Consider the following 13,476-nt stretch of genomic DNA (forward strand, 5'->3'; position numbering starts at 1 on the left):
ATTTTTTAATGATTATTTTCTATATCTCTAGTAAAGTTTGGTAACTTACTTCTGGTCGCATTGATAATTGTTCTGTGCATCCATAGAAGACAAAGAACAGAAACCACGAAAATAAATATCCAGGAACTGGTCCATAAGCCAGTGTAATTGAGCAGATATCCAAATATTATTGGACCTAAAAATCCGCCAAGTCCACCAATTAAACCAACCATTCCGCCAACAACTCCTACTTCGTTTGGAAAATATTCTGGAATGTGTTTGTAAACCGCTGCTTTTCCTATTCCCCAAGAAATACCAATAAGGATTACCAAAACCAAATACACCCAAAGATTCGCGCTAAAATTTATTTGTGTAATTCCCTGCGCCAGTAATTCTTTCTTTTTGACTTCCTGATTTTGTTTTACAATAATTTCCTGCCAAGAAGTTTTTACTGGAAAAACAGATTGACTGTCTTTTTCTAAATCTTTTTTAGCATTGATTTGATGCGTTTTTCCGTTTACAATTATTTTATCTGCAGCAATTTCTGTTACAACACCATTGTTCATTGCCATAACGCCGGGACCTGCCGTAAAGATTTCCATTTTCGGAAACATTAATAAAAAGCTGATTACGATTGAAGAACCTAAAACCCAATACATAACTTTTCTAGCTCCGAATTTATCTGATAAATAACCTCCAAAAGCTCTAATTACACCAGACGGTAAACTAAACATTGTAGCAAACATACCGCCCATGACTAAAGTGGTACCGTAAACATTCATAAAATTGGGAAGAAGCCATTGCGAATAGGCTACGAAAAAACCGAAAACCAAGAAATAATAAGTTCCAAAACGCCAGACTCTGGTCTTTTTAAGCGGAGAAAGTAATTCGGTCATTGTTTTTGAAACACCTTGATTAGTTTTATTTTTAGCAAAAACAATAAAAAGTATTCCAATAATTACAAGAACCACTGCATAAATAACAGGAAGCATTTTCCATCCATTTATTGGATCATTTTCAGTGAAATTATTTAATAAAGTTGGAGCAATAAAAGTGGTAATTGCCGCGCCCGCATTTCCCATTCCGAAAATTCCCAATGCCCTGCCCTGCCATTCTTTTGGATACCAAACAGATGTATAGCCTATTCCAACAGCAAAACTGGTTCCTACCAATCCGAAGAAAAAACTTAAAACAGCAAAACTCCAGAATGAATTGGCAAAAGGAAGTAAAAAAGTGGAACTGAACACAGTAAAAGTAAAGTTGAAAAGACAATTTTACCCCCATATTTATCTGTCAAAATTCCGATTGGGAGTCTAAAAATAGAACCAGAAAGAATAGGAATTCCTAAAAGCCAGCCGGTTTCAATTACAGTAAAATTAAAAATTCCTTTATCGGCCAAAAAAGTAACTAATACACCATTTAATGTCCAACAGGCAAAACAAATCGTAAAAGCCAGTGTATTTAAAAATAAAATTCGGTGTGATTGAGAAAGGTTATCCATATCAAAATTTTAAATATTATCGAACTAAGATGCCCTTCAATAATGCACCAAAATTAAAACCTTAAATACTTACAAAATATGACATATATCATATTAAAGATAATTCTATCCTTAATCTAACAACAACCTAAAGTACAACATATTAATTAATTACACTTAAAACAGTCTGTATTTTTTTAAACAAGCTCTTTAATTTATAAACGTTCTTTGTAAGAATTTTAATTGTTGAATGAATAACTCCTGCCTAATTTAATTTCAAAAGCCTAAATTTTAAAAATTATGACAGTAAGAGTTTAATGACTCTTCATTTAAAATGAAACTTGAATACATTTTTATCTGTGCGTGACGTTTTTTCCTCTTTTTTTAGTTTTATAAGAATTAGAAAAGATAAAAAACAAAGTAAAAAATACTACAATTTCAATTGTTTTTTGCTTTTTTTTAAACCATTTTTGAATTTCATTTGCTTAAAGAACCCTCTTAAAATAAGGGATTAGGAAGAAAATAAACAATCTGTAAGTACATAGAAATGAAGCTTTTTCAAAAAAAAACCAACAAACTTTTGGTTTTTATTATATAAAATTTAACTTTGTCTATAGGATTAGTAGAGTTTTAAATAGTATTTCAAACCATAAAAACTATTATTGTGAAAACAACAGAAAGCATATCGCATTACATTCTTCCTAAAAAGTACACTTATAACACTTGCTGTTATATGTGTTTCTGTTGTTAAAATCTACTTTTATTTTATCTGCCGTTTGATCTTTACAAAAGAGCAGGTTTCTTAAAAAATACCTTCAAAACTATTTTACTGAATTTACCCAAAAATCTATCTGATACATTTTTTGTATGGGAAGGATTCTTGAAACCATACCTTTTATTCAATAAATTAAATAACTAACAACTAAAAAAACTAAAATGAAAACGATTCAAAACTATTGCTGTAAATAAAAAAAGCCATTTCTGCGGCAACAGAAATGGCAAGGCTTAAAGAACATTTATCACTAAATCAAGAACACTTTTAGAGTGCTGTAAAAACAGTGCTCAGGGCGTCTTGTTAATTACTTAAAACCAATACAAAGAAATGAAAAAAAAGTTAAATATATACATACCGCTGTTTCTCCTCTTAATAACGGCGGGAATAAAAGCCCAAAATACTATCCCTTTAATCCAGTCTAAACTTGACGGAACTGTTGTGGATGACATTACAAATCAACCAATTATAGGTGCTTCTATCAATATTAAGGGTACCACTCACGGAGTTGTTACGGATGCTGAAGGAAAATTTTATTTTCAGACAGGTCAGAAATTTCCATACACCTTAATAGTAAGTTACATTGGATATAAAAAGCTGGAAATTATAGTTGAAAAAAATCCAGTTATTATTCATTTAAAAGAAGAAAGACAAGAATTAGACGAATTGGTAGTTGTAGGTTACGGAACCCAAAAAAGAAAAGACATAACAGGTTCTGTAGCATCTGTTCCAAAAGCCAATTTATCTCAGGTAACTTCTTCTGCAGACAATCTTTTAAGAGGTGCCGTTGCTGGGGTTGTAGTTACACAAAGTTCTGGCCGTCCGGGTGCTTCTTCAAGCGTTCGTATTCGAGGCGGAAACTCAATCACTGCAGGTAATGAGCCACTTTATGTGGTAGACGGAATTTTAATTTACAATGATAACAGCAACAGTTCTACGGGAGTGGCATATGCTGGTGCAAGTGTAAATGTGCTGTCTACGATTAATCCTGCGGATATTGAATCTATGGAAGTGCTTAAAGATGCTTCTGCAACTGCAATTTACGGATCTCGCGGTGCTAATGGTGTTGTAATTATTACCACTAAAAAAGGAACAAAAGGCCAAGACAATATTTCGTATCAAGGTTATTTCGGATTTCAAAATATCTCCAAAAAACTTAGGCTGATGAATGCCAGCGAATGGGCAGGTTTAAGAAATGATGTTCAGGCAAGTATTGGTCAGAATCCTTCTTTTTCTGATGCCCAAATTGAAGCCTTAAAAACTTCTGGCAATTACGACTGGCAGTCTGCTGCATTTGTAACAGCTGCTCCAATTCAAAATCATCAGCTATCTTTTTCTGGAGGCGATGAAAGATCTCGATACGCAATTTCTGCAGGATATTTTGATCAAGATGGAATTGTATTGGGAAGCGATTTTAAACGTATTTCTCTTCGTGTTAATTATGAACGTAATTATTCTCAGAACTTTAAGTTTGGAGTAAATGCTAATTACACCAATTCAATTACAAACGGTGTTGGCGCAAGCAGCAGCGGCGGAAGAAATCCAAATCCATTAGTGGGTGTTTTATTGACAGCGCCGGTTGTTCCTATAAAAAATCCTGACGGAAGTTACAATGTAACGAATAACCCTTACGCTACTTCTGTAAACGGTTACGTTTCTAACCCGATTAATGATTTGGAAAACACCATTAATGAAACCAAATTAAACAGAATCCTGACTAGTTTATTTGGTGAATACAAAATCACTAAAAAATTAACCGCTAAGGTTGCCGTGAGCGGAGATGTATTAAATACTAAACAAAATTATTATGCGCCTTCAAATACATCAAATGGTGCAGGAACTAAAGGTTTGGCTTCGATTGGCGAAAGAGTTGTAAGTTCTGTTTTAAACGAAAACACATTAAATTATAATACTAATTTCGGCGAAAGCCATAAGTTTTCAGCATTAGGAGGTTACACACTTCAGTACACAAAAGGTGAAGTGGTAAATGCTGGAGCGCAGACTTTTGTAAATGATGCTAATACGTACAATGCACTGCAAGACGGAATAGCCGTAAAACCATACAGCGATGCTTATGAAAGTGTATTAAAATCATGGCTGGCAAGAGTAAATTACTCTTATAAAGGAAAATACAACTTCACTTTATCAGGACGTGCCGATGGTTCTTCACGATTTGGGTCGGAATCACTTTGGGGATATTTTCCATCTGCTGGATTCTCTTGGAATATTACTGACGAAGAATTTGCAAATAACATAAAAGGTGTAACCGAAGCCAAACTTAGAATTACTGCGGGAACAACAGGAAACCAAGAAATTGGAAATTACCTTTCTCTTGCTTCAATGGGTTCTGTAAATTATTCTTTTGGAGGTACCTTATACACAGGATTGGCTCCTACCCGACTGGCAAATCCAGATTTGAAATGGGAGAAAACAAATCAATATAATGTTGGATTGGATTTATCATTATTAGACCGAAAAATCAATTTTGTTTTTGATGTGTATTACAAAAAAACAAACGATTTGTTAATCAACGTTCCTGTTCCGTTGAGTTCAGGTTATGCAACGGTTCTTCAAAATATTGGTGGTGTTGAAAATAAAGGTATTGAAATTGGTCTGACAACGGAAAACATCAAAACAGAAAAATTTGCATGGAATACCAACATTGTATTTTCTGCTAATAAAAATAAAGTTGTCTCAATAGGAAATGGTGTAAACGAGTTTTTCCCTGTAGTTCCAAACGGTTCTTTATTACAGCAGCAACCCGTTATTGTAAAAGTGGGTCTGCCTTTGGGAAGTTTTTGGGGATATAAAACAAATGGAATTTTTCAAACTCAGGAAGAAGTTAATACTCAGCCAAAAATAAACAGTTTAGCCAATACCAGAGTGGGCGACCGAAAATATATAGATGCAAACGGAGATGGTGTAATAAATGCTCTTGACAAAGGAAATCTAGGAACTTCTCAGCCGAAATTTGTTGGAAGTTTCAGTAATACAATTTCATATAATGATTTCGATTTAAATTTCTCTTTCCAAGGATCTTACGGCGGAAAAATTTTCAATGCTTTAAATCAGCAGTTAGAAATTTCTACACTGGGAACAAACGCAGCTGCGACTTTAAATGACCGCTGGAGACCAACAAATCCAAGTAATGAAATTCCGAGAGCATCTAGTTCTCCTTTAGGAATTGTTTCTGAGCGTTATGTAGAAGATGCCTCTTTCTTACGATTGAAATTAATCACACTGGGATATACTTTACCAAAAAGTGTTTCTAAAAAACTGGGAACAAAAAGTGTAAAATTCTACATCTCTGCAGAAAACTTAATTACATGGACCAAATATACTGGATATGATCCAGAAGTAAGTTCATACGAACAAAACAACTTATATCCAGGAATTGACTTTGGTTCTTATCCAAACTCTAAAACATTCATCTCGGGCTTGAACGTAACTTTCTAAGTAAAAAAATATAAAATGAAAAAGATCATTATAACATTTCTATTAAGTGCCGGACTATTTGTATCGTGCACAGAATTGGAGGTAACACCAACCTCTTTTGTAACCGAAGATAATTACTTTATCACACAAGATGATGCCGTGGCAAGCGTAACTGCAGTTTATGCATCGCTAAACCTTGATCCAGGAGAACAGAGTTTATTTGGAAGAAACCTATACTTCTTAACAGATATGGGCTCAGATTATGCGGCTGCTGGAGTTTCTGCAACAAATCCGCAGGTTAGAGCGCTGAGCAGTTTGACACATGATGCAACTAGTGATCGTGTTCAAGTTGCTTGGAGACAAATTTATGCCGGAATAAATAGAGCGAATGTTTCCATTGATAATATTCCGAAAGTGTCTGGAAATGAAGTCATCAAAACAAGATTAATTAACGAAGCCAAATTCATAAGGGGTTTGCTGTACTTTCAGGCAGTTCGTCTTTGGGGCGGCGTTCCAATTGTTTTGCACGAAGCAACTTCTATTAATTTAGGAGATCTTAAAACAAACAGAGCAACTGTAGAAGAAGTTTACACTCAAATTATTACCGATTTGACTGCCGCTGAAGCTTTGCCTCCAACTTACTCTGCTGCAGATGCTGGCCGTGCAACTTCTGGAGCTGCAAAATCAATTTTGGCAAAAGTGTATTTGACTAGAAGAGACTGGCCGAATGCTATTCTAAAAACCAGAGAAGTAATTAACGGCGGATACGGATATGCTTTATTTGAAGAGTTTCAGGACATTTTTACTAAAACGAAAAAGAACGGAAAAGAACATATATTTTCTGTACAGTTTGAACCAAATCAAGCAGGAAATGGTTCTAGCGGAAGTACTTTTCAAGCAACAACTTTTACTGGATTTACGGCAACAGAGCCCGCAGATATTATCTCAGACGTAGCGTTGTTTTATGACATTTACGCCGTTGGAGATAAAAGAAGGGATGTGAGTTATGCCAAACAATTATTGAATCCAACAACGGGAGCACTTTATACATTTCCGAAACCAATTTTCAAAAAATACTTGGATTTAACCAATCTGGCAACACCTGCAAATGTCGCGATCAACTTTCCAGTTATTCGTTATGCCGATATTTTATTGTCTTTAGCGGAAGCGATAAACGAACAAGGCGGACCAACTGCTGAATCCTACGAATTAATCAACCAAATACGAAGAAGAGCTTTTGGGAAACCAATTACAACGCCCGATGCAGCGATAGATTTATCCGGATTAAACCAGACGACTTTTAGAGCTGCGATTCAGGAAGAACGTAAAAAAGAATTTGTTCAGGAAGGACAAAGATGGTTTGACTTGGTTCGTTGGGGAACATTGGTTACTGAAGTGAAAAAAGTAACGGCTAAAAACTCTGTTTCAGAAAGAAATAATCTGTATCCGATTCCTCAAAGCGAGCGAAACATCAATCCAGACGGTTTACCGCAGAACTCTGGATATTAATTTTTAACACATATAAACATAGATATTTTTTTAAATAAAAAGAATTTAAAGAGAAACCTATTTCTCACTCATAGAATTACTATGTGCGTTTAAACAAGTGAAACGCATTTTACAAATTCTAAACGTATGATTCTCTGTGTTTAAAAAATATGATTATGAAAAAAGCTTATAACTAAAAAAACTATAAAATGAGAAATTTAAAAAATAACCTGGTAATCAAAAGCTCGAAAAAAGGGCTTTTGTTTACCGCTTTTCTGGCAGTCCAGATCGGATTTGCGCAAGAAAAAACAGAATTTAAGGGAACTATTGGTAAAATTTTGGCCGATTCTAAAGAATATTGGCCAGAGCCGATAAAAGCTCCGAAAGGCGCGCCAAATATTGTTTGGATTTTATTGGATGATGTAGGATTTGGAGCTGCAAGTACTTTTGGCGGTTTAATCAGTACTCCTACTTTTGATAATTTAGCAAACAATGGTTTACGCTATACCAATTTTCACACTACTGCCATTTGTGCTCCAACACGTGCGGCATTATTAACGGGAAGAAATTCAGGAAGAGTACACGTCAGCGGATTTTCTCATACTATTTTATCAGCTGGTTTTCCGGGTTGGGACGGAAGAATTCCTTCGGATAAAGGAACAATTGCAGAGATTTTACGTGAAAATGGCTACAACACTTTTGCTGTGGGGAAATATGGCGTAACACCAGACGAAGAAGCATCAGATGCTGGGCCATTTGACAGATGGCCGACAGGAAAAGGTTTCGATCATTTTTACGGTTTCTTAGGTTCACAAACCGATCAGTACAATCCTGATTTAGTAGAAGATCAAGTTCATATTAAACCAGACGGACGTCATTTAAATGAATTAATTACTGACAAAGCGATCAGCTATATTCAAAAACAGCAAAAAGCGGCGCCTGGAAAACCGTTCTTTTTATACTACGCACCAGGAGCAGCGCATGCACCTCATCAGGTAGCCACAAAATGGAGTGATCCTTACAAAGGAAAGTTTGACAAAGGATGGGACGCTTATCGTGAAGAAGTTATTGCAAACCAAAAGAAATTGGGTGTTATTCCCGCAAATGCTGTACTGCCAGAACGCAATCCGCTGCTTACAGATTGGAAAAAACTAACTCCAGACCAAAAGAAAGTATATGCCCGCTTTATGGAAGTTTACGCTGGATTTTTAACTTATACCGATTATGAAGTGGGAAGGGTTGTAAATTATTTAAAAGAAAGCGGACAGCTGGACAACACCTTAATTTTTGTTGCCATTGGAGATAACGGAGCAAGTAAAGAAGGAACCACGGAAGGAACAATTAATCAAAACCTGTTTTCTCAAGGTGTTTCTGACGAAGAAAACCTGAAGAAAAACTTAGCCAATATTGACGAAATTGGTACACCAAAAGGCTTGAATACAAATTTCCCATTAGGTTGGGCTCAGGCAACTAATGTTCCTTTTAAAAACTGGAAACAAGATGCACAATCTGAAGGCGGCACGCATAATCCGCTGATTGTATTTTATCCAAACGGAATTAAAGATAAAGGAGGTATTAGAAACCAATACAGCCACGTTACAGATTTACTTCCAACGACTTTGGATATTGTCGGAATCAAAGCGCCGGAATATATCAAAGGAATTAAACAAGATATCATTCAGGGTTCTACATTCAAGGCTTCTATAGACAATCCGAAAGCAGCATCTTTACACACGGTTCAATATTATTATATCTTCGGAAACAGGGCTATTTACAAAGATGGATGGAAAGCTGGAGCAGCGCACCTTCCAGATTCATTTGCAGTAAAAAAAGCTTTTGGTAAAAACGAAAAACCTGCAGAAAGCAATTTTGATGCTGATGTTTGGGAATTATATAATCTAAACGAAGATTTTAACGAACGTAATAATTTAGCTAAAAAATATCCTGAAAAACTAGCCGAACTTCAAAAATTATTTGATGAACAGGCTAAAGAAAATAATGTTTATCCATTGATCGACTGGCAGGACGTTTACAACAGAAGAATCCATAACACTGGAGCTGATAAAGGAAAAACAGTTTCAGATCTAATTAAACAAGCCACTAAACCAGGAAGTACCAATTAACTAGATTATCACAACCTTGTAGGTTTAAAGTCAAATTGCAAAATCTTTAAGTGATTTTAAAGTTTGAAAGTCATACCTCCAAGGTTTTGGAAACTTTGCAGGATAAAAACAAATAACAAAATTCTACTAACTCCATAGAATTAGTAACTATTTTTATTTAATTTTACATTAAAGCATTTAAATTCAGAAAGATATGAAACGAGTAGATTATGAAATAATAGGAAAAAAAATTGTCGTTGGGACAATTCTATTTTTAGTTCCACTGGCAATTCTGGCTGGAGGATTAGCATTAATTAATCAATTTTTAAAATAAGAAATCATGGCAATAGTTCAGAAAGAAAAATTAACGAGAGATTTAATAATAAGCTTTTTTATTTATTCTCTGCCCGTAGTGGCAATTTACCTATATTTTAAATTAACAGGCGGTGCTGTTAGTGAATCACATATTACACTTCCAGCATTTTTAGAATTCGCGCAGCCTGTTTTTGCAAACATCAGATCCTGGGGGTTAATTGTTTTTATGCTTGTTTTGGGAGTTATAGAATTTGCAGCAGGTTTATACGATGACGAATGGACAGGCGAAGAACGTAAGATAGATATCGTAAGTTTCTTAGCCCCAAAAGTACTTTTACCACCAGTAATTGCTTTTTTCAGCTTAACCGCTTTACCTTATTTATTACCAAATGCGGCTAATTCTTTATCATGGGTTCCATTTTGGGGAGGATTTTTCCTGATCGCAATTGCTGACGATTTAACGCAGTATTGGTACCATAGATTACATCATCAAGTTCCGTTTTTATGGCGCTTTCACAGAACACACCACTCTGCTCCATACATGGGAATGGCGATGGCGTCTAGACAGAACTTTATTTATACGGTTTTCTTTTCTCAAATTTATTTGACAGCAACTTTAACGTATTTAGGTTTAGGATTACCAGCTCTATTTGTTTTGGTAATCAAAAGTTTCATCACTTTGGGTGCGCACTCTAGTATTGCTTGGGATAAACCATTTTACAAATACAAAGTTTTACATCCAATTGCATGGGTTTTAGAGCGTTTAATTTCTACTCCGGCTACACATCATGCGCATCACGCAGATACAAGCGGAGATGGTGTTGGACACTTTAAAGGAAACTTTGGAAATATGTTTTTTATCTGGGATGTAATCTTCGGAACAGGATTGATCACTCGTAAATTTCCAGAATCTTACGGAACAAAATCATACAAACAAGAAGAATGGTACGCCCAATTTTTATGGCCAATATTCAAATCTAAAAAAGAAGGAAGTGCTTTGGCAGAAGGTGTTTTGTCACTTCCATTAAAATCAAAACCAGTTACTGCAGAGGAAACTCCTTCACCAGTATTAGAACAAGCTTAGTATTTCTATGAAAAATCAAATCTTAAAAACCAGTATAACAGCAATTGCCTTTTTTTGGGCAGTTGCTGCTTTTTCGCAAAATGAAAATCACAGTTCATTGTCTTTAGATTCTTTTTATTCCAAAATAAAAAGTCAACAAAATCCACAAATTGTTGATGCTCGAACTCCAGACGAATTTGCTTTGAATCATATTGAAGGCGCTGTAAACTTTAATCTTCAATCTGAAAATTATGAGCAATATGCCTCAAAATTGGATAAATCTAAACCCGTTTTTATTTACTCAATCGGAGCCGGAAGAAGTGTGGCTTTAGAAAAAGAATTATTAAAAAATGGCTTTAAAGAAGCGTATAGTCTCGAAGGCGGAATTGCTAATTGGATCGGCGGCGGAAAACCTTTTTATTCCAATCTCAAAAGTAAATTGTCCTTAAAAGAATTCAATAAAATCATTGCCGATAATAAAACCGTTTTGGTAGATATTGGTTCCAAATACTGCGGGCCTTGTAAAAAAGTAAAACCTGTTTTAGAAACCATCAGGACAGAATACGGAGCTGCTTTAAAAGTGGTCGAAATCGAATTGGAAGACAGTCCACAAGTTATTGCCGATTTAAAAACAATCAAAGTTTTTCCGACTTTAATTTTATATCAAGATGGAAAAATTGTCTTTAAAAAACAAGGTATCAACGATTTGAAAAATGAAGTCGATGTTGCATTGGCTTCGAAGTAGCATTTAAATTTTTTGAACGTAAAGCTTTTAGTACTCAAATCGCACAGTTTGTCAGGCTGAGCGGAGTCGAAGCTCCGCAATCAAAATCGCCAATTTTTGCTGAGTTTATTGCGGAGATTTCTCTTCCGTCGAAATGACAAAAATACGTATTAAGCACAAAACCTAAGCTTTGTCAAAGTTTAAAACTTTGACAAAGTTTCCATAATCTAAAAATTAACTAACCAAAAATATGTCAACCAAGAAAAAAATAACGAAAATTATTATACCCATTTTATTAATTCTCCTCATTCTTGCTGCTTTCCTCTTCTGGCCTATTAATACGAATGGAACTTTAATTAAAGAAGATCAAAAACTTGCTGAAGGAAAAAAAGATTTTTTATCCTCAAAAGTTCCCACAGATTCCGTTTCAGGAAAAAAGACCAACATCATTATTCTTCTTGCCGATGATTTAGGAAAATATGACATTTCGCTCTACGGCGGAAAATCAACACCAACACCGCAAATAGATTCTTTGGCTGCTTCTGGAGTTACTTTTACTGATGGATATGCCTCTGCCTCTATTTGTTCGCCTTCTAGAGCTGGACTAATTACAGGAAGATATCAGGAACGTTTTGGACATGAATATCAGCCTGGAGATCGCTATCCAAAAAACAACTTAGAATATTATGCTTTTAAGTATTTGATCAATACCAACAATTGGAGATTAAATGATAAAATAGAATATCCAAATGAGGCTTCAATTGCAACACAGGGTTTACCAAAATCTGAAATCACTTTTGCTGATTTAGCTAAAAGAGAAGGTTACAACACAGGTATTATTGGAAAATGGCACTTAGGACATAATAAAGGATTTTTTCCTTTAGACCGTGGTTTCGATTATCATTACGGCTTTTATCAGGCTTTCTCTCTATTTGCTCCAGAAGACGATAATCCAGATATTATTAATCATCATCATAAAGATTTTACTGATAAGATGATTTGGGGAAAAGGGCGTGTCGGAATTGGACAAATCCGCAGAGACAGCACCATAATTGATGAAAAAGCATATCTAACAGAAAAATTTGCTGAAGAAGCCGAAACATTTATTGATAAAAATAAAAACAAGCCTTTCTTATTGTACATTCCTTTTAATGCGCCACATACGCCATTTCAGGTTCGCAAAAAGTATTACGATCGTTTTCCAAATATAAAAGACGAAAACAAACGCGTTTATTTCGCTATGATCAGTGCTTTAGATGATGCAATTGGGAGAATTCGGGCTAAAGTAAAAAAAGAAGGTCTAGAAGAAAATACTTTAATCATTTTTGCCAGCGACAATGGCGGCGCCGATTATACATTTGCAACCACAAATGCACCATTAAAAGGAGGTAAATTTTCTCATTTTGAAGGCGGTATAAATGTTCCTTTTGCACTTTCGTGGAAGGGAAAAATCAAGCCTAATACAGTTTACAAAAACCCTGTCAGTACTTTAGATATTTTTACCACAATTGCTTCTGCGATTGGTTCTGATCTTCCAAAAGACCGAATTTATGATGGTGTAGATTTGATTGCAACGGTAAACAGAAATAAAGAAGCCCATAAAGATTTATACTGGCGTTCCGGCGATGCAAAAGCAATTAGAAGCGGTGATTGGAAATTAGTAATAAGCGGTAAAACGCATGAAAAATGGCTCTACAATCTTGCCTCTGATAAATCTGAAACAACAGATCTCGCGCAAAAAAATCCAGCAAAAGTAAAAGAATTACAAACTGCTTTACAAAATTGGGAGAAAGGATTAATTAAACCGCTTTGGCCTAATTTAACATACTATGAATTCGATTTTGGCAAACAGAAATACTTTGTTGATTTATAATCGTGAATACAAAACCCGATAGGTTTTGGAAATCTTGCAACAAATCAATCATTATAAATTGCCTCCAGCTTTAGCTGGAGGTTAAAAATTTAACAAGCAAAAGGGCTTTAGCCAAACTTTTTATTCGGCTAAAGCCTTTTTTACAACTAGACCTGTTACCTCCAGCTAAAGCTGAAGGCAATTCAAAAATTATGATTTTATCGCTGCTTTTTTTCTATTATAAGCTCTCCAAAATCTCGTAGGTT

Annotated in this window: 6 protein-coding genes and 1 pseudogene; 6 read left to right on the forward strand and 1 reads right to left on the reverse strand. The window is 35.1% G+C overall.

The features are described 5' to 3' along the window. Positions 1-5 precede the first annotated feature (5 nt). Positions 6-1,480: pseudogene (locus tag BSF42_RS03215) on the reverse strand (nitrate/nitrite transporter). Between the two features lie 1,081 nt (positions 1,481-2,561). Between BSF42_RS03215 and BSF42_RS03220 the strand changes: the two are divergent. The 6 genes from BSF42_RS03220 to BSF42_RS03245 all read left to right on the forward strand — a co-directional run bounded on the left by BSF42_RS03220 (position 2,562) and on the right by BSF42_RS03245 (position 13,231). Next, positions 2,562-5,687, forward strand: a complete 3,126-nt coding sequence (locus BSF42_RS03220) for a TonB-dependent receptor (RefSeq protein ID WP_095951690.1) — start codon at positions 2,562-2,564, stop codon at positions 5,685-5,687. A gap of 15 nt (positions 5,688-5,702) precedes the next feature. Beyond that, complete coding sequence (locus tag BSF42_RS03225; RefSeq protein WP_095951691.1) at positions 5,703-7,175, forward strand: RagB/SusD family nutrient uptake outer membrane protein; 1,473 nt, start codon at positions 5,703-5,705, stop codon at positions 7,173-7,175. A 188-nt stretch (positions 7,176-7,363) separates the two neighbouring features. Further along, positions 7,364-9,277, forward strand: a complete 1,914-nt coding sequence (locus BSF42_RS03230; protein ID WP_095951692.1) for an arylsulfatase — start codon at positions 7,364-7,366, stop codon at positions 9,275-9,277. A 319-nt stretch (positions 9,278-9,596) separates the two neighbouring features. Beyond that, the gene (locus BSF42_RS03235; RefSeq protein WP_095951693.1) at positions 9,597-10,655 is read left to right on the forward strand and encodes a sterol desaturase family protein; all 1,059 of its coding nucleotides are present in this window, start codon (positions 9,597-9,599) and stop codon (positions 10,653-10,655) included. A 7-nt stretch (positions 10,656-10,662) separates the two neighbouring features. Continuing rightward, positions 10,663-11,379 carry a thioredoxin domain-containing protein gene (locus BSF42_RS03240; RefSeq protein WP_095951694.1) on the forward strand — a complete coding sequence of 239 codons (717 nt, stop codon included), beginning with the start codon at positions 10,663-10,665 and terminating at the stop codon, positions 11,377-11,379. 229 nt (positions 11,380-11,608) lie between these two features. Then, a complete protein-coding gene (locus tag BSF42_RS03245; RefSeq protein ID WP_095951695.1) occupies positions 11,609-13,231 on the forward strand; it encodes a sulfatase-like hydrolase/transferase in 1,623 nt (540 codons plus the stop codon). Positions 13,232-13,476 lie beyond the last annotated feature (245 nt).

The organism is Flavobacterium sp. ACN6, assembly GCF_002304005.1.
Classification (GTDB): domain Bacteria; phylum Bacteroidota; class Bacteroidia; order Flavobacteriales; family Flavobacteriaceae; genus Flavobacterium.